Annotated in this window: 14 protein-coding genes and 3 rRNA genes; 2 read left to right on the plus strand and 15 right to left on the minus strand. The window is 66.8% G+C overall.

All coding sequences use genetic code 11. From position 1 onward, the window contains the following. Positions 1 to 30: 30 nt before the first annotated feature. The 5 genes from C6C15_RS11200 to C6C15_RS11225 all read right to left on the minus strand — a co-directional run bounded on the left by C6C15_RS11200 (position 31) and on the right by C6C15_RS11225 (position 8410). The gene (locus tag C6C15_RS11200) at positions 31 to 1080 is read right to left on the minus strand and encodes an HAD-IIA family hydrolase (RefSeq protein WP_105950132.1); all 1050 of its coding nucleotides are present in this window, start codon (positions 1078 to 1080) and stop codon (positions 31 to 33) included. After that, a complete protein-coding gene (locus C6C15_RS17345) occupies positions 1081 to 3060 on the minus strand; it encodes a primosomal protein (protein WP_234024132.1) in 1980 nt (659 codons plus the stop codon). Between the two features lie 75 nt (positions 3061 to 3135). Beyond that, positions 3136 to 3252: ribosomal RNA gene (gene rrf / locus C6C15_RS11215) — 5S ribosomal RNA — on the minus strand. A gap of 112 nt (positions 3253 to 3364) precedes the next feature. After that, positions 3365 to 6472 (minus strand): 23S ribosomal RNA (locus tag C6C15_RS11220). A 413-nt stretch (positions 6473 to 6885) separates the two neighbouring features. Next, a 16S ribosomal RNA gene (locus C6C15_RS11225) occupies positions 6886 to 8410 on the minus strand. The 16S, 23S and 5S rRNA genes sit together here, the layout of an rRNA operon. A 594-nt stretch (positions 8411 to 9004) precedes the next feature. Between C6C15_RS11225 and C6C15_RS11230 the strand changes: the two genes are divergently transcribed. Further along, a complete protein-coding gene (locus C6C15_RS11230; protein ID WP_082750165.1) occupies positions 9005 to 10339 on the plus strand; it encodes a CoA transferase in 1335 nt (444 codons plus the stop codon). Between the two features lie 39 nt (positions 10340 to 10378). On the opposite strand, the gene C6C15_RS11235 is transcribed toward C6C15_RS11230, so the two are convergent. Genes C6C15_RS11235 through C6C15_RS11250 form a run of 4 tightly spaced genes read right to left on the minus strand, consistent with a single transcriptional unit; the run spans position 10379 to position 13996 of the window. Then, positions 10379 to 11191, minus strand: coding sequence for a DUF4184 family protein (locus C6C15_RS11235; protein WP_105950135.1), 813 nt, complete (start codon positions 11189 to 11191; stop codon positions 10379 to 10381). Positions 11192 to 11203: 12 nt separating this feature from the next. Then, the gene (tyrS, locus tag C6C15_RS11240; RefSeq protein WP_105950136.1) at positions 11204 to 12505 is read right to left on the minus strand and encodes a tyrosine--tRNA ligase; all 1302 of its coding nucleotides are present in this window, start codon (positions 12503 to 12505) and stop codon (positions 11204 to 11206) included. Positions 12506 to 12557: 52 nt separating this feature from the next. Further along, positions 12558 to 13355, minus strand: coding sequence for a hypothetical protein (locus C6C15_RS11245; protein ID WP_105950137.1), 798 nt, complete (start codon positions 13353 to 13355; stop codon positions 12558 to 12560). After that, complete coding sequence (locus tag C6C15_RS11250) at positions 13352 to 13996, minus strand: SatD family protein (RefSeq protein ID WP_060923434.1); 645 nt, start codon at positions 13994 to 13996, stop codon at positions 13352 to 13354. The genes C6C15_RS11245 and C6C15_RS11250 overlap by 4 nt, the downstream gene beginning before the upstream one ends. Before the next feature lie 59 nt (positions 13997 to 14055). Here C6C15_RS11250 and C6C15_RS11255 point away from each other — a divergent pair, with 59 nt between their 5' ends. Beyond that, positions 14056 to 14640, plus strand: a complete 585-nt coding sequence (locus C6C15_RS11255) for a DUF1349 domain-containing protein (RefSeq protein WP_105950138.1) — start codon at positions 14056 to 14058, stop codon at positions 14638 to 14640. 22 nt (positions 14641 to 14662) lie between these two features. On the opposite strand, the gene argH is transcribed toward C6C15_RS11255, so the two are convergent. The 6 genes from argH to C6C15_RS11285 are packed head-to-tail and all read right to left on the minus strand — an operon-like array spanning position 14663 to position 21407. After that, entirely contained in the window at positions 14663 to 16090 is a 1428-nt protein-coding gene (gene argH / locus C6C15_RS11260; RefSeq protein ID WP_083370882.1) for an argininosuccinate lyase, read from the minus strand. Beyond that, positions 16090 to 17019, minus strand: coding sequence for an ornithine carbamoyltransferase (gene argF / locus C6C15_RS11265; RefSeq protein WP_105950139.1), 930 nt, complete (start codon positions 17017 to 17019; stop codon positions 16090 to 16092). The genes argH and argF overlap by 1 nt, the downstream gene beginning before the upstream one ends. Beyond that, on the minus strand, positions 17016 to 18221 hold the full coding sequence (locus C6C15_RS11270; protein ID WP_060923305.1) for an acetylornithine transaminase: 1206 nt from the start codon (positions 18219 to 18221) through the stop codon (positions 17016 to 17018). Before C6C15_RS11270 ends, argF begins: the two co-directional genes overlap by 4 nt. Continuing rightward, positions 18218 to 19135, minus strand: a complete 918-nt coding sequence (argB, locus tag C6C15_RS11275; RefSeq protein ID WP_025105262.1) for an acetylglutamate kinase — start codon at positions 19133 to 19135, stop codon at positions 18218 to 18220. The genes C6C15_RS11270 and argB overlap by 4 nt, the downstream gene beginning before the upstream one ends. Continuing rightward, positions 19132 to 20289, minus strand: coding sequence for a bifunctional glutamate N-acetyltransferase/amino-acid acetyltransferase ArgJ (gene argJ, locus C6C15_RS11280; protein WP_105950140.1), 1158 nt, complete (start codon positions 20287 to 20289; stop codon positions 19132 to 19134). Before argJ ends, argB begins: the two co-directional genes overlap by 4 nt. Beyond that, on the minus strand, positions 20286 to 21407 hold the full coding sequence (locus C6C15_RS11285; protein WP_105950141.1) for an N-acetyl-gamma-glutamyl-phosphate reductase: 1122 nt from the start codon (positions 21405 to 21407) through the stop codon (positions 20286 to 20288). Before C6C15_RS11285 ends, argJ begins: the two co-directional genes overlap by 4 nt. Between the last annotated feature and the right edge of the window lie 25 nt (positions 21408 to 21432).

Genomic DNA, 21432 nt, shown 5'->3' on the forward strand with positions numbered 1-21432 from the left:
CCACCGACGGGCGGCGGCGCCACGCGTGGCTCAGGGGCGGTGGAACGGGTCCGCGTACAGCCGCTCCGGAACCCGGAGGACGAACACCGGTGTCCCGGACGCCCAGATCGCGGCGGCACCCGCACGGAGCAGGTCGAGCTGGTCGCCGGACTCGGCGACGATCTCGACGTCTGCGCCTCGGACGCGGACGGCGGCGCCGTTCACGTCGAACACGCCGTCGGTCACGGTGGGCTCGGGGTACGGCTCGTGCAGACCGCGCAGGTCGCCGAGGATGTAGGTCGGGCGCGATCCTTCGGGCGCGGCGAGGACGTGCTTGGGACGGTCGATACCGGTCAGCACCAGGGCGGACTCGATGCCCGCACGGCTGGCACCCATGATGTCGGTGTCGAGGCGGTCCCCGATGAAGAGCGCCTTCGCCGCGCCGAAACGGGCGAGCGCCTCCTCGAAGATCGGGGTCTCCGGCTTGCCCGCCACCGTCGCCAGACGACCGATCGCGGTGTGCACGGCGGAGACAAGAGTGCCGTTCCCCGGGGCGACACCCCGCTCGCGCGGGATCGTCCAGTCGGTGTTCGTGGCGATCCACGGGATGCCGCCCTCGTCCTCGGGGACCTTGAGAGCGAACGCCGCCTCGGCGAGATCCGTCCAGGCCACCTCGGGCGCGAAGCCCTGGACCACGGCCTGCGGCGCGTCCTCGGCGCTGCGCGTGACCGTGTACCCGGCCTTCTGCACCTCGTCGACGAGGCCGTCGCCGCCCACCACGAGGATGGTCGCCGGCGCCGGCACGATCCCGGACAGCAGACGCATCGCCGCCTGCGGGCTCGTCACGACGTCCTGCGGAGCGACGTCGAGTCCGAGACTCGTGAGGTGCGCCGCCACGGAGGCGTCGGTGCGCGAGGCGTTGTTGGTGATGTAGCCGAGACGCACCGTGTGCGCCGCCGCGTTCAGGCTCTCCACCGCATGCGGCAGAGCGCCGGGACCCGCGTAGACCACGCCGTCGAGATCAGCGAGGACGGCGTCGACGCCCTCGAGGGGTGTGTGTCCCGCGGGTTGCTTCCGCGCCTTCGGTGTGAAGAGTCCCACCTACGCCTCCGGCTTTTCAGGCGCGGAGGGCGAGTCGTCCTCCGTCTCGTCGTCATCCGTCTCGTCGTCCTCGCCGAGCAGCTCGCGCACCTCGTCCTCGATCGACGGCTCGGGGGTGTCGACCGCGTCGGTGGCGTCCGTAGCGACGTCGGCTTCCGTTGCGTCGCCGGCGACGTCCTCGACAGAAGCAACGTCCTCGACGGAGAGCTCGTCGTCGGAGAACTCGTCCTCGACGAGGCCGTCCTCGACGTAGAGTTCCTCGTCGCCGGCCTCATCCACACCGAGAGCTTCCGCAGCGACCTCGGCGCGATGCGCCCAGAACTCCGCTTCGTCGGTGCGCCCGAGGTCCTCCAGCACGGCGGCCCGTGCGGCGAAGAGCGCGGGGCTCCACTCGAACGCGCGGTCCGGGTCCAGCTCCGGGATCTCGAGCTCTCCGAGGGCGAGCTCCAGATCGCCCTGGTCGAGCCGGGCACCCGACATCGCGATCGCCAGCGCGACTCGCACGGGCGTGGTCAGAGCTGACCGATCCACGGCCCGACCCGTCTCGAGGGCGCGGTCGGGACGACCGATACCGCGCTCGCTGTCGACCATGAGGGCGATCTGGTCATCCTTGCCGGAGATCCGGCGGTAGGTACGCAGCTCGCGCAGCGCCAAGGCGAAGTCGCCCGTCGCATAGGCGGTGATGCCCAGGGTCTCGCGGACGATCGCGATCCGGCCGGCACGACGCGACGCCGCCAGCGCATGCTCGTGCGCCAGAGCGGGGTCCTCGTCGATCAGCCGGGAGGCCATCGCCAGGTGACGAGCGACGAACTCGGCGTTCTCCTTGCTCAGCGTCTTCAGCTCGTTGCGCGCGGACGGATGCAGGTCGCGCGCGGTGACCTCGTCCGGGACGCGGGGCTCGTCGAAGCGCGGACGCTCGTTCGCTGCGTTGGCCGGACGCTCCCGCCCAGCCCCGCCGCGCTGCGGGAAGGACCGCGACCGGTCACTCCCCCGCTCACGCTCGAACCCGCCCTCGCGACGCGGAGCGGAGTCACGGTTGTAACCACCCTCACGGCGGGGGCCGGAGTCCCGGTTGTAGCCGCCTTCGCGACGCGGAGCGCTGTCGCGGTTGTGACCACCCTCACGACGCGGGCCGGAGTCGCGGTTGTAACCACCTTCGCGACGCGGGCCGGAGTCGCGGTTGTAACCACCCTCACGACGCGGGGCACCACCATCACGGTTGTAGCCCCCCTCACGACGAGGGCCGGAGTCACGGTTGTAACCACCCTCACGACGCGGAGCGCTGTCGCGGTTGTAACCACCCTCGCGACGCGGAGCGCTGTCGCGGTTGTTGTAGCCACCCTCACGACGAGGGGCACCACCATCGCGGTTGTAGCCGCCCTCACGACGCGGGGCACCACCGTCGCGGTTATAGCCACCCTCACGACGAGGGGCACCACCATCGCGGTTGTAGCCGCCCTCACGACGCGGGGCACCACCGTCGCGGTTATAGCCACCCTCACGACGAGGGGCATCATCACGGTTGTTGTAGCCACCGTCGCGACGGGGGGCACCACCATCGCGGTTGTAGCCGCCCTCACGACGCGGGCCGGAGTCACGGTTGTAACCACCCTCGCGACGCGGAGCGCTGTCGCGGTTGTTGTAGCCACCCTCACGACGAGGGGCACCACCGTCACGCTTGTAACCACCCTCGCGACGGGGGGCACCATCGCGGTTGTTGTAGCCGCCCTCGCGTCGGGGAGCACCACCGTCGCGGTTGTAGCCACCCTCACGACGAGGGGCACCACCATCACGGTTGTAGCCACCCTCACGACGCGGGGCACCATCACGGCTGTAGCCGCCCTCGCGACGCGGGGCGCGGTCACCCGAGCCGGCACGAGATGCGCCGTCACGGTATACGGGGCGACCTCCGGAAGGACGTTCGTTGCGCTGGTTCCTGTCGTCGTTGCGACGCGGACGGCGCTCTTCCTCTTCCGGCATGGTGCTCCCTGTTCTCTTCGTGCTGTAAACGCAAAATGGCCACCCAACGATGGGTGGCCATTTCGACTAAAAGGAGTCCGGCGGTGTCCTACTCTCCCACAGGGTCCCCCCTGCAGTACCATCGGCGCTGTGAGGCTTAGCTTCCGGGTTCGGAATGTGACCGGGCGTTTCCCTCACGCTATGGCCGCCGAAACACTATTGATGTTTCAATCAAACATAAAGCAATGATGAATCATTGTTGAAGGTAGTTCTCGACCGTCAATCTGAGAACCACTCAGTTGGACCGCAAGCCACCAACAAACGGTGTATCAAGTCATCGGTACTTATTAGTACCAGTCAGCCTGCACACGTTACCGTGCTTTCCACATCTGGCCTATCAACCCAGTAGTCTGGCTGGAGAGCCTCTCACCCGAAGGTATGGAAGTTCTCATCTTGAGGCCGGCCTTCCCCGCGAGCTCTTTCAGCGGTTATCCATCCCGAACGTAGCTAATCAGCGGTGCTCCTGGCGGAACAACTGACACACCAGAGGTTCGTCCAACCCGGTCCTCTCGTACTAGGGTCAGATCCTCTCAAACTTCCTACGCGCGCAGCGGATAGGGACCGAACTGTCTCACGACGTTCTAAACCCAGCTCGCGTACCGCTTTAATGGGCGAACAGCCCAACCCTTGGGACCTACTCCAGCCCCAGGATGCGACGAGCCGACATCGAGGTGCCAAACCATGCCGTCGATATGGACTCTTGGGCAAGATCAGCCTGTTATCCCCGAGGTACCTTTTATCCGTTGAGCGACAGCGCTTCCACAAGCCACTGCCGGATCACTAGTCCCGACTTTCGTCCCTGCTCGACCTGTCAGTCTCACAGTCAAGCTCCCTTGTGCACTTACACTCGCCACCTGATTGCCAACCAGGTTGAGAGAACCTTTGGGCGCCTCCGTTACTTTTTGGGAGGCAACCGCCCCAGTTAAACTACCCACCAGGCACTGTCCCTGAACCGGATTACGGTTCGAAGTTAGATATCCAGAGTGACCAGAGTGGTATTTCAACAATGACTCCACGGTAACTGGCGTCACCGCTTCAAAGTCTCCCACCTATCCTACACAAGCCACACCGAACACCAATACCAAGCTGTAGTAAAGGTCACGGGGTCTTTCCGTCCTGCTGCGCGTAACGAGCATCTTTACTCGTAATGCAATTTCGCCGAGTTCGCGGTTGAGACAGTTGGGAAGTCGTTACGCCATTCGTGCAGGTCGGAACTTACCCGACAAGGAATTTCGCTACCTTAGGATGGTTATAGTTACCACCGCCGTTTACTGGGGCTTAAATTCTCAGCTTCGCCTTGCGGCTAACCGGTCCTCTTAACCTTCCAGCACCGGGCAGGCGTCAGTCCGTATACATCGTCTTGCGACTTGGCACGGACCTGTGTTTTTAGTAAACAGTCGCTACCCACTAGTCTCTGCGGCCTCCAAACGCTTTCGGAGCAAGTCCTAATACGTCGAAGGCCCCCTTCTCCCGAAGTTACGGGGGCATTTTGCCGAGTTCCTTAACCACGATTCTCTCGATCTCCTTGGTATTCTCTACCTGACCACCTGAGTCGGTTTGGGGTACGGGCGGCTAGAACCTCGCGTCGATGCTTTTCTCGGCAGCATAGGATCATCCACTTTTTATCCGCATCGTGTCTCAGCCTGTATGAGTCGCGGATTTGCCTACGACTCGGCCTACGCACTTGCACCAGGACAACCATCGCCTGGCTTGGACTACCTTCCTGCGTCACACCTGTTAATACGCTAACCGCACCAGCATGGGGTCACGTGCTCCCCTCCACGGTGTCACCCGAAGGCGACGATGTGAAGGCTCGGACGTTTAGCACCACTGGATTAGCTTGGGCGGTTCTTCGCCGGTACGGGAATATCAACCCGTTGTCCATCGACTACGCCTGTCGGCCTCGCCTTAGGTCCCGACTTACCCAGGGAAGATTAGCTTGACCCTGGAACCCTTGGTCTTTCGGAGGACGTGTTTCTCACACGTCATTCGCTACTCATGCCTGCATTCTCACTCGTGTAGCCTCCACGGCTGGTTTCCACCGCCGCTTCGCTGGCCACACGACGCTCTCCTACCCATCAACACGGCTGGACCACGAAGGCCTACCAATAATGTCAATGCCACAACTTCGGTGGCGTGCTTGAGCCCCGTTACATTGTCGGCGCGGAATCACTTGACCAGTGAGCTATTACGCACTCTTTCAAGGGTGGCTGCTTCTAAGCCAACCTCCTGGTTGTCAGAGCAACTCCACATCCTTTCCCACTTAGCACGCGCTTTGGGACCTTAGTTGGTGGTCTGGGTTGTTTCCCTCTCGACTATGAAGCTTATCCCCCACAGTCTCACTGCTGCGCTCTCACTTACCGGCATTCGGAGTTTGGCTGACGTCAGTAACCTTGTAGGGCCCATCGGCCATCCAGTAGCTCTACCTCCGGCAAGAAACACGCAACGCTGCACCTAAATGCATTTCGGAGAGAACCAGCTATCACGAAGTTTGATTGGCCTTTCACCCCTATCCACAGCTCATCCCCTCAGTTTTCAACCTAAGTGGGTTCGGTCCTCCACGACGTCTTACCGTCGCTTCAACCTGGCCATGGATAGATCACTTCGCTTCGGGTCTAGGACATGCGACTGAATCGCCCTATTCAGACTCGCTTTCGCTACGGCTACCCCACACGGGTTAACCTCGCCACATATCGCTAACTCGCAGGCTCATTCTTCAAAAGGCACGCTGTCACACCTACCAGGGGTGCTCCAACGGTTTGTAAGCAAACGGTTTCAGGTACTATTTCACTCCCCTCCCGGGGTACTTTTCACCTTTCCCTCACGGTACTTGTCCGCTATCGGTCATCTGGGAGTATTTAGGCTTATCAGGTGGTCCTGACAGATTCACACGGGATTTCACGGGCCCCGTGCTACTTGGGATACTCTCCACGCCAGAACACGCATTTCGACTACGGGGTTGGCACCCTCTATGACCGGCCTTTCAAGACCGTTCGTCTATACGCTTCTGTAACGTCGCCAGCTCGGCAGAACTGACTGGTGAGTCCCACAACCCCGAATATGCAACTCCTGCCGGATATCACACACACTCGGTTTAGCCTGATCCGGTTTCGCTCGCCACTACTAACGGAATCGCGGTTGCTTTCTCTTCCTGTGGGTACTGAGATGTTTCACTTCCCCACGTTCCCTCTACCCGCCCTATATATTCAGGCGGGAGTCACTAGGTCGGCACGCCGCCCAGCGGGGTTTCCCCATTCGGACACCCTCGGATCAAAACTTGCTTATCAGTTCCCCGAGGCTTATCGCAGATTGCTACGTCCTTCTTCGGCTCCAGATGCCAAGGCATCCACCGTTTGCTCTTAAAGACTTGAAATCACATGAGTTTGAATCAAAAACCCGACCAGTCCGAAGACTGAATCAGAAATTGACTAATGATCTTTAAGATCATCTTGCGCAACTGATCAAAGACCAGTTGCAAGATGCTCGCGTCCACTGTGTAGTTCTCAAAGTACGGGCGGAACCCCCATCCACCTGCCCCCACAGGGACAAACAGAAAGAGGTCCAGAGGTTCAGACCAGATCCCGAAAGATCCGCATCCGGTCCCTCAGGACCCAACAGCGTGCAGGCACCGGTCCCCTCACCCAGAACCTTCCAACCACCGAAGCGGCGTACTAGTCCCGAGATCAGATCTCGATGCCATGTCAAATGTTCCACCCATGAGCTCCCAGCGAAGAACGTATGCCTTCGAACCGGGTTCTGGACGCCGAAGCGTCAGATGCTCCTTAGAAAGGAGGTGATCCAGCCGCACCTTCCGGTACGGCTACCTTGTTACGACTTAGTCCTAATTACCGATCCCACCTTCGACAGCTCCCTCCACAAGGGTTAGGCCACCGGCTTCAGGTGTTACCGACTTTCATGACTTGACGGGCGGTGTGTACAAGACCCGGGAACGTATTCACCGCAGCGTTGCTGATCTGCGATTACTAGCGACTCCGACTTCATGAGGTCGAGTTGCAGACCTCAATCCGAACTGGGACCGGCTTTTTGGGATTCGCTCCACCTCACGGTATTGCAGCCCTTTGTACCGGCCATTGTAGCATGCGTGAAGCCCAAGACATAAGGGGCATGATGATTTGACGTCATCCCCACCTTCCTCCGAGTTGACCCCGGCAGTATCCCATGAGTTCCCACCATTACGTGCTGGCAACATAGAACGAGGGTTGCGCTCGTTGCGGGACTTAACCCAACATCTCACGACACGAGCTGACGACAACCATGCACCACCTGTTTACGAGTGTCCAAAGAGTTGACCATTTCTGGCCCGTTCTCGTATATGTCAAGCCTTGGTAAGGTTCTTCGCGTTGCATCGAATTAATCCGCATGCTCCGCCGCTTGTGCGGGTCCCCGTCAATTCCTTTGAGTTTTAGCCTTGCGGCCGTACTCCCCAGGCGGGGAACTTAATGCGTTAGCTGCGTCACGGAATCCGTGGAATGGACCCCACAACTAGTTCCCAACGTTTACGGGGTGGACTACCAGGGTATCTAAGCCTGTTTGCTCCCCACCCTTTCGCTCCTCAGCGTCAGTTACGGCCCAGAGATCTGCCTTCGCCATCGGTGTTCCTCCTGATATCTGCGCATTCCACCGCTACACCAGGAATTCCAATCTCCCCTACCGCACTCTAGTCTGCCCGTACCCACTGCAGGCCCGAGGTTGAGCCTCGGGATTTCACAGCAGACGCGACAAACCGCCTACGAGCTCTTTACGCCCAATAATTCCGGATAACGCTTGCGCCCTACGTATTACCGCGGCTGCTGGCACGTAGTTAGCCGGCGCTTTTTCTGCAGGTACCGTCACTTTCGCTTCTTCCCTGCTAAAAGAGGTTTACAACCCGAAGGCCGTCATCCCTCACGCGGCGTTGCTGCATCAGGCTTTCGCCCATTGTGCAATATTCCCCACTGCTGCCTCCCGTAGGAGTCTGGGCCGTGTCTCAGTCCCAGTGTGGCCGGTCACCCTCTCAGGCCGGCTACCCGTCGACGCCTTGGTGAGCCATTACCTCACCAACAAGCTGATAGGCCGCGAGCCCATCCCCAACCGAAAAATCTTTCCAAACGCAGACCATGCGGTCACGTCACATATCCAGTATTAGACGCCGTTTCCAGCGCTTATCCCAGAGTCAGGGGCAGGTTGCTCACGTGTTACTCACCCGTTCGCCACTGATCCCACAGAGCAAGCTCCGTGTTCACCGTTCGACTTGCATGTGTTAAGCACGCCGCCAGCGTTCATCCTGAGCCAGGATCAAACTCTCCGTAAAAAGAAATTGCATACGAACCGGGGAAAAACCGGAACGCAGCGAGTTTGATGCTGACCAAAGAGACGAATTCATTGCTGACTTCATCCGTTGCCAACCCCACAAGGAGGTTGGTCTTTGATCCAAAGGAATTCTCACCCAGCCGAAGCTAGACGAGGATAATTTGGCATTTGACAAGTGCACGCTGTTGAGTTCTCAAGGATCGGATGCTCCCACGACCCAGCCATCACGACCAGGCCCGCAGGGCAACTTCTCTATCTTAGCCATCCCGACCCGCTTGTCAAATCGGCGCGCCGCGCGGATCTTGGATCCGCTGCGCAGCCGGTGACAGCCGCAGAAGGGGTGGATCTCCCATCCTAGGCGCAAGCGCCGGATCTCTCAAGTGAGAGTGGATCGGGAGTGGTTCTCCGCTTGAGGGGGGTGAAGCTCTGGGCTTCTCCGCTTCCCTGTGGGGCGAACAAGTAATAAGTTACGTGGATTCCGGGGGTCTGGCAAATCGGGCGCACCACCCCGGGCGTGTCGCGTCTGCTGCTCGAGCGGATTCGCCCGGGTCAGCCGTCGTTTCCGACCGCATCGGTGGGGAGTAGCATCGCGCCCATGCCCCCGCACGCTTCTCCTCACGCTGCCGACCTGCTGGGCCGTGTCCAGCGGGAGCTGGGCGCAGACTCCCTGCCTGCGCATCTGCTCGCCGCGGTCAGCGCCCTGGATGCCGTGCCGCTCCCGTCCCGCACCGCGACCGCGGAGCTCGCTCTCGCCAGCGTGGCGTCGGTCGTGCTCGCCGCAGGACTCGACCCGGCGGCCATCGATCCCCGTCGAGTCGCCGTCGCCTATCGGAGCGATCGGTATCTGCTGGTCGACGGTGCTCCGCCGCCGGTGTGGGCGCCCCTCTCCGGATTCTGGGAGAGCGCAGACGGCTGGATCCGAACGCACGGCAACTACCCGCACCATGCGCGCGCGCTTCGCCGCGCGCTCGGCCTGACCGACGCGGCGGGTCCGAAGGCGGTCGCCCGCAGGGTGGCGGCTCTGTCGAGCGACGCGGCCGTCGACCGGATCTCCGAAGCCGGTGGTCTCGCCGTCGCCGTGCGCCGTGAGGACCCGGACGTCGATCATGCCCTGCGGAGCACTCCCCTCCTCGACGTAGCATCCATCGACGCGGCGGACGGACGGCGGAGTGAGCGACGGAGCCCGTCCCCCGGCCCCTCGGCGCACCTGCCCCTCGCCGGCCTCCGTGTCCTGGACCTCACGCGAGTGATCGCGGGGCCGGTGTGCACACGGACGCTCGCTCTCCTCGGCGCCGATGTGCTGCGTCTCGACCCACCGCACCTCCCCGAGCTCCCGTGGCAGCACCTCGACACCGGCCATGGCAAGCGCACGGCTCGTCTCGACGCCCGATCCTCCGAGCTGCACGGCCTCCTGCAGTCGGCGGATGCGGTCGTGCTCGGATATCGGCCCGCCTCGCTGGACCGGCTCGGCCTCTCCCCCGACGCTCTGGTCGAGCAGCACCCGGGTCTCCTCGTCGCGCAACTGAGCGCCTGGGGCACTGATCACCCCGAGCGCGCCGGTTTCGACAGCCTCGTCCAGGCGGAGAGCGGCATCGCGATGATCGAGGGCGAGGACGGACGGCCGGGCGCCCTCCCCGCCCAGGCGCTGGATCACAGCACCGGGTATCTCCTCGCCGCCGCACTCACCCGGCTGCTCCGTTCGCGCGACGGGCGCTCGCGCATCGTGCGCACCTCGCTGCGCCGCGTCGCCGCCGAACTGCTGGGGATGCCGCGCACGACCGACGTCGTGCGCGCGCCGGAGATCGATGCCTCGGCGCATCTCTCGCGATTCGACGTGGACGGGACGCCGGTCGTGACGGCGGCACCGGCGCTCCCTGGGCTGACCTTCGCCGCCCCGCATGCCTGGGATTCGGACGCACCGCGCTGGTGAGGGGGACTCCCTGGTGCGGGAGGCCTCCGGGAAGCGGGATCAGACGGTGCGGCGCGGCCGTCGCACGGCGAGGACCACGCAGAGGACCAGGGTGAGCAGGCCCCACACCGCACAGGCGGGCGGCAGCACCCGATACGCGAGATGCTGCACGGTGAAGTCGGCGGAGAGCGGACCGAACGCCAGCAGTCCACCGACCCACGCGACCACGAGGATCACCGGAAGCGAGAGCCACCACGCGATCCGCACGAACGGCGGAAGTACCCGCGGCGCATCCGCTCGCGGGGTCGCACGCCGCAGCCACAGCGCGGCCCAGATCGCGAGACCGAGCAGACCGAGGACGCTCGAGGCGTACTGCAGCCACTTGTAGCCGTCGAACGGACCCCAGGAGTTCGCGAGCGCGGGAACCAGATCGACACCCCACCGCGACTCGTGCGTGAACGCATCCCAGAGGATGTGCGAGAGCACCCCCAGCATCGCCGAGACCACGAGCAGGAACGGATACAGCGGTCGCGCGGCGCGGTACCGCGAGCGGTCGTCACGGCTCAGGGCTTCGACCGCCGCCCGGAGTCCGCTCGCGCCCCACCCGGCGGGCAACCGCACGGTCACCCATCCCGGAAGCAGTTCGAGGGTCGCCGGGCGCAGCAGGACTCGCCACAGCAGGAACAGCACCAGCGCGAGCAACGACGTCCACACGACGTTGACGGGATCGTGCAGGAAGCCGTAGTTGAGGCCGACGTTGCGCAGGAACAGCGAGATGTCGGGTGTCATCGCCCCGATCGCGATCGCCGCGGGGACGAGCGGCGTGCGCACGAACGGCAGCGCGACGATCGCGTGACTCGGAGTGAACGGCATACGCGGCCGGGGTCAGCCGAGGAAGACGCCGGCGAGCGTCTTCTTCCCGCGACGGAGCACCGAGACGCCGCCGGGAAGTGTGCCCTGCACGATCGCGGTGTCGTCCTCCACCCGCTCGCCGTCGAGGGAGACGCCACCCTGCGCGATGGCGCGACGCGCCTCCGACAGACTCGACACCAGCCCGGTCGCGACGAGCGCGTCGACGACCGGGGTACCGGCGGCGACCGTCGCGTGCGGGAGCTCGTCCAAGGCCGTGCGCAGGGTCGCCGCGTCGAGAGTGGTCAGGTCGCCCTGACCGAACAGCGCCTCGGACGCCGCGATCACGGCCGCCGTCGCCTCCACGCCGTGCACCGTCGCGACGACCTCGAGCGCGAGGCGCTTCTGGGCGGCGCGGCGGAACGGCTCCGTGGCGACGAGCTCGGCGTACTCCTCGATCTCGGCCCTGGTCAGGAACGTGAACACCTTGAGGCGTTCGATCACATCGGCATCGGCCGTGCTGAGCCAGAACTGGTAGAACGCGTAGGGGCTCGTGAGGTCCGCGTCGATCCAGATCGCGTTGCCCTCGCTCTTGCCGAACTTCGTGCCGTCGCTGTTGGTGATCAGCGGCGTGCCGATCGCGTGGACGGACACCCCTTCGACCCGGTGGATGAGGTCGGTGCCGCTGGTGAGGTTGCCCCACTGATCGGACCCACCCGTCTGCAGGACACAGTCGTACTGGCGGTAGAGCTCGAGGAAGTCCAGGCCCTGGAGGATCTGGTAGCTGAACTCGGTGTAGCTGATCCCGGCGTCGGAGTTCAGGCGCGCAGCCACCGCGTCCTTCTTCAGCATCGTGCCGACGCGGTAGTGCTTGCCGATCTCGCGGAGGAAGTCGATCGCGGAGAGCGGTGCGGTCCAGTCGAGGTTGTTCACCATGCGGGCGGCGTTGTCGCCCTCGAAGCTGAGGTATCGCTCGACCTGTCCGCGCAGACGATCGACCCATTCCGCCACCGTCTCCCGGGTGTTGAGCGTGCGCTCCGCGGTGGGTCGCGGGTCGCCGATCAGGCCGGTGGAGCCGCCGACGAGGCCGAGCGGCTTGTGCCCGGCGAGCTGAAGACGGCGGAGCAGGAGCAGCTGGACGAGGTGGCCGAGGTGCAGGCTGGGCGCCGTCGGGTCGAAGCCGCAGTAATACGTGACGGGGGCTCCCGCGAGCAGGGCGCGCAGCGCCTCCTGGTCGGTGGACACGTGGACGAGGCCACGCCACACGATCTCGTCCCACACGTTCTCGAACGTGGGGTCGATCGCCTGCGGCGCGGTCGTCAGAGCGGGAGTTGACACGCGCTCCAGGCTAGCAGCGCGCGACCGTCCCGCTGCGTCGCCGGCGGGGGTGTCAGCTGTGCGCCGCCCACCAGACGAGGAACGCGGCGCCGAGGCCGATGACCCAGCTCACGAGGCTGCCGACGAGGAAGTACTCGGCACGCGCGCCGGTCTCCCCGTCGCGGGAGATCTCCGGGAAGCGCACGATGCCCTTGGCGGCGAGCATGGCCGCGAGCACCGGGTACGCCGCGGCGAGCGTGAGGATCATCACGAGCACACGCTCCAGCGGGCCGATGAGTCGTCCGCCCTTGAAACCGTGGCGGGGATCGGCCGGGATGACAGCGGACACCGCGGGGGTCTCGCCGACGTGCGCCGCGGCGGAGACGGGGGCCGACGACGCGTCGGACGGAGGCACCGGAACCGAGACCTCGGCCGGGCGCCAGGTGTGCTCGCCGTCGAGAGCAGCGCGGACGACGAGGTTGGCGGATTCGAGCAGGAAGACCCCGGCCCCGAGCGCGAGCACGACGAGGTCGAACGGGACCTCGCCGAAGGGTGAGCGGAGAGTCCACATCTCGCCGATGAGGCCCGCGGTGTCCCGGGCTCCGCCCCAGACCACGGCGCCGATGCTGAGCGCGGCCAGCGCGACCGCGGGCCAGAACCCGGCGCGCGTGGACCCCGCGTCCGGCATGCTCCAGATCCACAGCGCTCCGGCGCCGAGCCCCAGGAGCGCGGGCAGCAGCGCGTCTCCGCCGATGCCGAGGAGGAGGATCACGGCCGCGGCGACGACGTACCCGACCCACCGTCGCGGCACGAACTGCCGGACGAGGTCGGTCGCGCCGACGGCGAGGAGGACGAAGCCCGCGAGGATCACGCGGACTCCCCCCGGAGCGCGGCCACTCCTTCGATGAGAGCGGCGGCTCCCGCACTCCGCAGCGACTTGGACACGCTGGGCTGCGAGATGCCCTCCTGCGCGGCAAGCTCCTGCTGGGACCGGCCGACCAGACGCCCGTATGTGAGGTGACGCTCGCGCTCGCTCATCGCCCCCACGAGCTCGTCGCGCGCGAGGACGTAGGCGTTGGACGCGGCGATCACGTTCTCCATGACCTCATCCTGACCCGGGGCGCCGACAATCCAGGTGCGCGTCCTCGGCACGGCGCGCTGCTCGCGGGCATGCACGATCTCGATCGCGGCGCGCGCGGCATACCAGCCGGGGCCGTCGGCCAGGTCGCGATGCACCGAGGCGACGGATCGGACCTCGCCGACGCCGATCCCGAAGCGGAAGGCGAGCCCCTCCGGAAGCCGGAGCTGGATCATGAGAAGGGACAGGAGCGCGTCGGGCAGTGCACGGTAGACGCCTTGCTGCTCGTCCCCTACCGTGGGCGTGAGCGGCTGGACCGCCAGCGGGCGGTCCCGCTCGACCTGAGCGATGGTCTCGTCCAGCGCGCGCTGTGCGGCGCTCCGGTCTCCGAGTTCTCGGGAACCCACGATGTCGGCGATCACGGCGATGACCATGCCATAACCGTAACACGAATATTCAGAGTTTATGCCTTATAGGGCTATAGATGGGAAATATGCCTGATTCACGCATCATCGAATGGAGCGATGGCTCCTGGACGCACTCCCCCGCGCTGACCCGGATCGACGGGCATCTCGACGCCACCGCGATCGAGGGCAGCGACGCCTGGCGTCACACCGCATACGGATTCGTCCATGACTCAGAACACGCGCTGCTCGCCCCGCTCGCCGTCGGGGAGGCGATCGAGGTCGCCTTCACAGCCCCCTGGGAGGGCCAGTTCGATCAAGCGGGTCTCTTCGTGCGTGCTGACGACGAGCACTGGATCAAAGCGGGAGTCGAGTTCGCGGACGGCCACCTCGGTCTCGGCGCTGTCGTGACCGCCGGGCGGTCGGACTGGTCGGTCGGCTACGTCGACGACTGGCGCGAGAGCGAGATCACAGTCCGGGTCAGTCGTTGGGAGGACGCGATGATCGTTCGCGCCCGCGCGGACGACGGGCCGTGGCGATTGGTGAGGGTGGCCCCCTTCGCCGGCGACGCGGCCGTCTCCGCCGGACCGTTCCTCGCCGCCCCGACCCGGTCGGGTCTGACCGTCCGGTTCACCCGGTGGGAGCGGTCCGCCGCCGACGGCGACCTGCACTGAGGCGCGGCCGCCGCCGGACCGGCTACAGGCCGAGCGCGTGCGCGGCTGCCTGCGCGCGCGCGACGAGCTCCGCGCGCTGCTCGGCCACCCGCTCCGGAGCGGTGCCGCCGACGCCCGTGCGCGACGCGACGGAGCCCTCGATCGTGAGCACCTCCCGGACCTCGGGGACGAGGTGCGGAGACACCGACAGCAGCAGCTCGTCGGAAGCGTCCTCCAGCCCGATCCCCTGCTCCTCGCAGGCACGGACGAGCGCGCCGGAGATCTCATGGGCATCGCGGAACGGCACGCGCCGCTTCACCAGCCACTCGGCGACATCCGTCGCCAGGGAGAACCCCTGGGGAGCGAGCTCGGCCATCCGCTCCGTGTGGAAACGCAGCGTCGCAATCATCCCGGCGAACGCCGGCAGCACGACCTCGAGCGTCTGCACCGAGTCGAACACCGGCTCCTTGTCCTCCTGCAGATCGCGGTTGTACGCGAGGGGCAGGCCCTTGAGCGTTGCCAGGAGACCGGACAAGTTGCCGATGAGACGCCCGGACTTGCCGCGCGCGAGCTCGGCGATGTCCGGGTTCTTCTTCTGCGGCATGATGCTGGATCCCGTGGAGTAGCCGTCGTCGAGGGTGACGAAGCCGAACTCCCGCGTGTTCCAGAGGATGATCTCCTCGGACAGGCGGGAGAGGTCGACCCCCGTCATCGCCGCGATGAACGCGAACTCCGCCACGACGTCCCGCGCGGCGGTGCCGTCGAGGGAGTTCTCCGCGGGGCGGTCGAGACCCAGTTCGGTCGCGACGAGCGCGGGATCCAGGCCCAGGGTCGACCCCGCGAGCGCTCCCCCGCCGTACGGCGAGACACCAGCGCGACGACGCCAGTCGACGAGGCGTTCGAGCTCGCGCACCAGCGGCCAGGCGTGGGCCTGGAGGTGATGGGCGAGCAGCACCGGCTGTGCGTGCTGCAGGTGCGTGCGGCCGGGCAGAATCGCGTCGGGATGCGCCTCCGCCTGCGCCACGAGCGCATCGATCACGCGCAGCAGGTCGCGCGCGATCACCCGGGCGTGGTCGATCAGGTACATCCGCACGAGCGTGGCGATCTGGTCGTTCCGGCTGCGGCCGGCGCGGAGGCGTCCGCCCAGCTCCGGACCCAGCTCGGCGATCAGCGCCTGCTCGAGCGCGCCGTGCACGTCCTCGTCGGTGGGCAGCGGCTGCAGGGAGCCGTCGGCGACCTTGCGCGCGACGGCGTCGAGGCCCTCGTGCATCCGGGCGGCCTCATCCGGCTCCAGGTACCCCGCGGCGGCCAGCGCCGTGGCATGGGCGTGGGAACCCGCGATGTCGTACGGCGCCAGGATCCAGTCGAAGTGTGTCGACCGGCTCAGCTCGACGAGCTCCGGCGACGGACCGGTGGCGAACCGCGCGCCCCAGAGCGCGCCCTCGTTGGTGCCTTCGTGCGAGCCGGCCATCACGCGTACTTCTTCCCGAGGAGCCAGACCAGCAGGGCCTTCTGGGCGTGCAGGCGGTTCTCCGCCTCGTCCCAGACCACGCTCTGCGGACCGTCGATGACCGCGGAGTCCACCTCGTAGCCGCGGTCGGCGGGGAGACAGTGGATGAAGATCGCGTCGTCGTGCGCGAGCTCCATCGTCTCCGGTGTGACCTTGTAGCCGCCGAGGTCGCGGATCCGCGCGAGCTTCTCCTCCTCCTTGCCCATCGACACCCAGGTGTCGGTGACGACGACGTCGGCACCGGCGGCCGCCTCGACCGGGTCGGTGAAGAGCGTGATCGATCCGCCGGTCTCCCCGGCGCGGCGGTCGGCCGCTTCGATCACGTCGGCGCGCGGCGCGTAGTCCTCCGGCGAGGCGATGCGCACGTGCATGCCGGCCGTGACGCCCGCGAGCGCGTAGGAGTGCGCCATGTTGCTCTGGCCGTCGCCGAAGAACGTCAGCGTGAGGCCCTTGAGGTCGCCCTTGTGCTCACGGATCGTCAGCAGGTCGGCGAGGAGCTGGCAGGGGTGGAAGTCGTCGGACAGCGCATTGATCACGGGGACCCGGGTGCCGGCGGCCATCTCCTCCAGGCCCGACTGCGCGTAGGTCCGCCACACGATCGCGGCGACCTGGCGCTCGAGCACGCGGGCCGTGTCGGACGGCGTCTCCTTCCCGCCGAGCTGGCTGCTCGCCGTGGAGATGATGAGCGGCGTGCCGCCGAGGTCGGCGATACCGACGGCGAACGAGACGCGCGTCCGGGTGGACGACTTGTCGAAGATCACGGCGACGGTCTGCGGGCCGGCGAGGCTCTTGTCGGCCCAGCGATCCTTCTTGAGCTCGAGCGCGAGATCGAGGATCTCCGCCTGCTCGGCGGGCGTCAGATCGTCGTCGCGCAGCAGGTGGCGGGTCATGCGGGGACCTTTCCGGTGGCGGAGGTGTGGACGTCGGAGAGAGCGGCGGCGAACAGCTCGCGGAACTCCGCCAGCTCCGTGTCGCCGATGGTGAGAGCCGGCGCGACGCGCACGGTCTCGGGGTTGGCGGCGTTGACGATGAGACCGCGGTCCTGTGCGGCGGCGACCACCGCGCCCGCCACGGGCTGCGTGAGCGCGACGCCCACGAGGAGTCCACGGCCGCGGACGCCGCCGACCAGCGGGGAGTCGATGCCGAGGATGATGTCCCGCAGCTCGGCGCCACGGCGCGCAGCGTTGTCGACGAGGTCGGCGCGCTCGATCTCGGCCAGCACCGCGTCCGCCACGGCCGTCGCGAGCGGGTTGCCGCCGAACGTGGAGCCGTGCGAACCGGGTGTGAACAGGGCGCTCGCGGGCCCGTAGGTGACGAGGGCGCCGATCGGGAATCCGCCGCCGATGCCCTTCGCGAGCGTGATGGCGTCGGGCGTGATGCCCTCGTGGCTGAATCCGAACCAGGCGCCGGTCCGGCCCGCGCCCGTCTGGATCTCGTCGACGATGAGCAGGGCGCCGTGCGCGAGGGTCAGCGAGCGTGCCGCGGCGAGGTAGCCCTCGGGCAGCTCGACGACGCCGGCTTCACCCTGGATCGGCTCCACGATGACGGCGGCGACCCGGTCGTCCATCGCGGCCTCCAGCGCTTCGATCGTGGCCGGGATGTGCTCCACGCCTCCGGGCATCGGAGCGAACGGCGCGCGCATCGACTCCTTGGCCGTGAGCGCGAGCGAGCCCATCGTCCGGCCGTGGAAGCCGTTCTCCAGTGCGAGGATGCGCGGACGCTCCGCGCCGCCGTGCAGCCGGGCGAGCTTGAACGCGGCCTCGTTGGCCTCGGCTCCGGAGTTCGAGAAGAACACGCGACCGTCGATCCCCGCGCCGGCGAGGCGCTTGAGCCGGGCGGCGAGCGCGAGCTGCGGCGGAGTCGCGAAGTAGTTGGAGACGTGCGCGAGGGTGGCGGCCTGCCGGGACACCGCCTCGACGAATACCGGGTGCGCGTGCCCGAGGGAGGTCACCGCGATGCCGGCGAGGAAGTCGAGGTAGCGTCGGTCTTCGGCGTCCCACAGGTACGAGCCCTCACCGCGGGTCAGCAGCGCGAGGCGCTCCCCCGCGTTGAGCACGAGATCACGTGCCGCGTCGTCCTGCCAGACGGTCATGCCGTCGCCCCTTTCTCTCCCAGGACCACTTCGGTCCCGATTCCCTTGCTGGTGAACAGTTCGACGAGCACCGAGTGCGGCACCCGTCCGTCGATGATCGCCGCCGCGTCGACGCCGCCCTCGACCGCATCGAGGCATGCGCGCATCTTCGGGATCATCCCCGACTCGAGGCGCGGAAGCATCTCGACGAGCGCGTCCGACGTCAGGTGCGACACGAGCGAGTCCCGGTTGGGCCAGTCGGCGTACAGCCCCGGCACGTCGGTGAGGATGACGAGCTTGCGCGCGCCGAGGGCCACGGCGAGCGCGGCGGCCGCGGCATCCGCGTTGACGTTGAGCGACTGCCCCGGGTGGTCGAGGTCGGGCGCGATGCTCGACACGACCGGGATCCGCCCTGCGGCGAGATGGTCGAGCACCGGCGTCGGGTCGACCTGGACCACGTCGCCCACGCGGCCGAGGTCCACCTCCTCGCCGTCGATCATCACACCGCGACGGCGGCCGCCGAAGAGCCCGGCGTCCTCGCCGCTGAGCCCGGTGGCGATGGGGCCGTGCGAGTTGATCTTCGAGACGAGCTGCGGGTTCACCTGGCCGGTGAGGACCATCCGCACGACGCCGATGGCCTCGGTGTTGGTGACGCGGTACCCGCCCTTGAACTCGCTGGGGATCTCCAGCCGCTGCAGCATGTCGGAGATCTGCGGCCCGCCGCCGTGCACGACCACGGGCTGCACACCGACGTAGCGGAGGTACGCGATGTCCTGGGCGAAGGCCTCCTGCAGCTCGTCCGAGACCATGGCGTTCCCGCCGTACTTGACGACGACGATCTGGTCGCGGAACTTCTTCAGCCACGGCAGCGACTCGATGAGGGTGGTCGCCTTCTGCGCCGCGATGTCCGGCGTGGTGTCCTGGATGTCGGTCATGAGGCGTAGGCGCTGTTCTCGTGCACGTAGTCGTGGGTGAGGTCGTTCGTCAGCACCGTGGCGGTGGCCTCTCCGACCTTGAGGTCGATCATCAGGTGCGTGGCCCGCGGGGTCAGGTCGACCTCCTCGCGGGGGCGGTCCGGCCCGCCGGCGGTGCAGACGCGGACGCCGTTCATCCACACGTCGACGTCGTAGGGGTCGAACTGCGCGGCCGTCGTGCCGATCGCCGCGAGGACGCGGCCCCAGTTCGGGTCGTTGCCGAAGATGGCGGCCTTGAACAGGTTGTTGCGGGCGACCGAGCGGCCGACCTCGACGGCGTCCTGCTCGGAGACGGCGTGCTGCACCTCGATCGTGATGTCGTGGCTCGCGCCCTCCGCGTCGCCCTGCAGCTTGACCGCGAGCTCCTGGCAGAGCGCGGTGAGCGCCTCGGCGAAGTCGTCGAGGTCGGGGACGACCTCGGAGGCGCCGTTGGCGAGCAGCGTCACCTGGTCGTTGGTCGACATGCAGCCGTCGGAGTCGAGGCGGTCGAACGTGCGTCCCGTCGCCCGACGCAGCGCCTCGTCGGCCTGGAGCGGTTCGAGCACGGCGTCGGTGGTGAGCACCACGAGCATCGTCGCCAGACCAGGGGCGAGCATGCCCGCGCCCTTCGCCATGCCGCCGATCGTCCAGCCGTCGCGGGTCACCACAGCGGTCTTCGCGACGGTGTCCGTGGTCATGATGGCGTGCGCGGCGCTCTCCCCTCCGTCCGCGGTCAGCTCGGTGATCGCCTGCGCGGTGCCCGCGAGGACCTTCTCGCGGAAGACCGCATCCCCCGTCCCGATGAGTCCCGTGGAGCAGACGAGCACGTCACCCGCACTGATGCCGAGCAGCTCGGCCGCCTTCTCGGCGGTCTGATGCGTGGTCTGGAACCCGAAGCTGCCGGTGAAGCAGTTCGCACCGCCGGAGTTGAGGACGACGGCCTCGACCACGCGGTCCGCGACGGCCTGCTGCGACCAGATGATGGGGTTGGCCTTGGCGCGGTTGCTCGTGAAGACGGCGGCGCCGACCTTGCGGGGGCCGCGGTTGACCACGACGGCGACATCGGGCTTGCCGGTGGACTTGAGTCCGGCGGCGACCCCGGCCGCCTCGAATCCTGCGGGGGCGGTGACGCTCACGGGGCGACTCCGTTCACTGAGAGGGCGCGGGTCTCGGGAAGCCCCAGCGCGATGTTCATGGACTGGACGGCAGCTCCGGCGGTGCCCTTGACGAGGTTGTCGACGGCGGTGACCACGGTCACGCGGTTCGCGGCGCGGTCGATCGCGAGGCCGAGGAGGGCCGTGTTCGCGCCGAGCACGTCGGCGGTGCGCGGGAAGGTTCCCTCCGGCAGCAGCTGGACGAAGGTCTCGTCGCCGTAGGCGCTCTCCCACGCCTGACGGATCTCGGCGTCGCTCACACCCTCGGCGATCGGCGCCGTGGACGTGGCGAGGATGCCGCGCGACATCGGCACGAGCACCGGAGTGAACGAGATCCGGATGTCCTGGGTCCCTGCTCCCTGGGTCCCTGCTCCCTGGGTCCCTGCTCCCTGGGTCCGTGCTCCCTGGGTCCCTGAGCCTGTCGAAGGGCGGGCGGCAGCGAGCGCCTGTCGGATCTCCGGGATGTGGCGGTGCGTGCCGCCGACGGCATAGGGGTTCGCGGAGCCGAGGATCTCGCTGGCGAGGAGGTTCGTCTTCAGGCTCTTGCCCGCCCCGGACGGGCCGACGGCCAGGACGGAGACGATGTCGCCCGGGTCGATCACGCCGGTCGCGACACCGGGGGCGAGGCTGAGGCTCACCGTGGAGGCGTTGCAGCCCGGTGCGGCGATCCGGGTCGCGCTGCGGAGCGCGTCCCGCTGCTTGCCCCCTCCGACGAGGAGCTCGGGCACGCCGTACGTCCACGGCTCATGGAAGGACCCGCCGTAGAACGCGTCCCACTCCGCCGACGAGGTGAGCCGGTGGTCGGCTCCCGCGTCGATCACCAGCGCGGTGTCGCCGAGGGCGTCCGTGTACTGCCCGGACTGGCCGTGCGGGAGTGCCAGGAACACGATGTCGTGTCCGGCGAGGACCTCGGGTGTGGTGTCCTGCAGCGTCAGGTGGGCGAGTGAACGGAGGTGCGGCTGATGGGCGACGAGGGGCTGTCCCGCGTTCGAGTGCGCCGTGACGGTGCGGATCTCGACGTCGGGGTGAGCGGCCAGGAGGCGCAGGATCTCGCCGCCTGCGTAGCCGGAGGCGCCGGAGACGGCGACGGAATACGTCATGCTTCTACCTTAACGGTCGGGTCCT

The organism is Microbacterium sp. str. 'China' (genome assembly GCF_002993305.1).
GTDB classification, from domain to species: domain Bacteria; phylum Actinomycetota; class Actinomycetes; order Actinomycetales; family Microbacteriaceae; genus Microbacterium; species Microbacterium paraoxydans.

What these genes read in the sequence shown, in the direction of transcription:
- argB (WP_025105262.1), bottom strand. Translation starts at nt 19,135, where the DNA reads ATGACCGACATCCAGGACACCACGCCGGACATCGCGGCGCAGAAGGCG.
- C6C15_RS11250 (WP_060923434.1), bottom strand. Translation starts at nt 13,996, where the DNA reads ATGGTCATCGCCGTGATCGCCGACATCGTGGGTTCCCGAGAACTCGGA.
- C6C15_RS11255 (WP_105950138.1), top strand. Translation starts at nt 14,056, where the DNA reads ATGCCTGATTCACGCATCATCGAATGGAGCGATGGCTCCTGGACGCAC.
- C6C15_RS11285 (WP_105950141.1), bottom strand. Translation starts at nt 21,407, where the DNA reads ATGACGTATTCCGTCGCCGTCTCCGGCGCCTCCGGCTACGCAGGCGGC.
- argF (WP_105950139.1), bottom strand. Translation starts at nt 17,019, where the DNA reads ATGACCCGCCACCTGCTGCGCGACGACGATCTGACGCCCGCCGAGCAG.
- C6C15_RS11270 (WP_060923305.1), bottom strand. Translation starts at nt 18,221, where the DNA reads ATGACCGTCTGGCAGGACGACGCGGCACGTGATCTCGTGCTCAACGCG.
- C6C15_RS11235 (WP_105950135.1), bottom strand. Translation starts at nt 11,191, where the DNA reads ATGCCGTTCACTCCGAGTCACGCGATCGTCGCGCTGCCGTTCGTGCGC.
- C6C15_RS11230 (WP_082750165.1), top strand. Translation starts at nt 9,005, where the DNA reads ATGCCCCCGCACGCTTCTCCTCACGCTGCCGACCTGCTGGGCCGTGTC.
- argH (WP_083370882.1), bottom strand. Translation starts at nt 16,090, where the DNA reads ATGGCCGGCTCGCACGAAGGCACCAACGAGGGCGCGCTCTGGGGCGCG.
- C6C15_RS17345 (WP_234024132.1), bottom strand. Translation starts at nt 3,060, where the DNA reads ATGCCGGAAGAGGAAGAGCGCCGTCCGCGTCGCAACGACGACAGGAAC.